Source organism: Psychrobacter sp. W2-37-MNA-CIBAN-0211 (genome assembly GCF_040309405.1).
In the GTDB taxonomy this organism is placed as follows: Bacteria; Pseudomonadota; Gammaproteobacteria; order Pseudomonadales; family Moraxellaceae; genus Psychrobacter; species Psychrobacter glaciei.
The window spans coordinates 1-252 of sequence record NZ_JBEOOU010000409.1 but is presented as its reverse complement, the minus strand read 5'-3'; the positions used below and the strand labels follow the sequence as shown (position 1 = coordinate 252).

At 44.8% G+C, this 252-nt stretch carries 1 protein-coding gene; it reads left to right on the top strand.

All coding sequences use genetic code 11. The features are described 5' to 3' along the window. Positions 1 to 252, top strand: a 252-nt coding sequence (locus AAEY72_RS15680; RefSeq protein WP_352311550.1) for a S1/P1 nuclease, incomplete at both ends; no start/stop codon positions are given.

Below are 252 nucleotides of genomic sequence, written 5' to 3'. Positions count from 1 at the left end.
ACTTGGGCTGATGAAATCCGCTCCGACAACACTTGGGATCGCGCTGCGCCATGGCATTACATTTCAATTGAAGACGATGAGTCGTGGAAAACGGTTAAGCGCAATGCTGATGGCGATATCATCGAAAGTTTGCAACGATTTGAAAAAATATTAGTAAACCCTAAAGCCAGCCAACAAGAGAAATGGCAAGCATTGGCATTTTACGTACATTTTGTCGGCGACATTCATCAACCACTACATGTGGGTCACAGC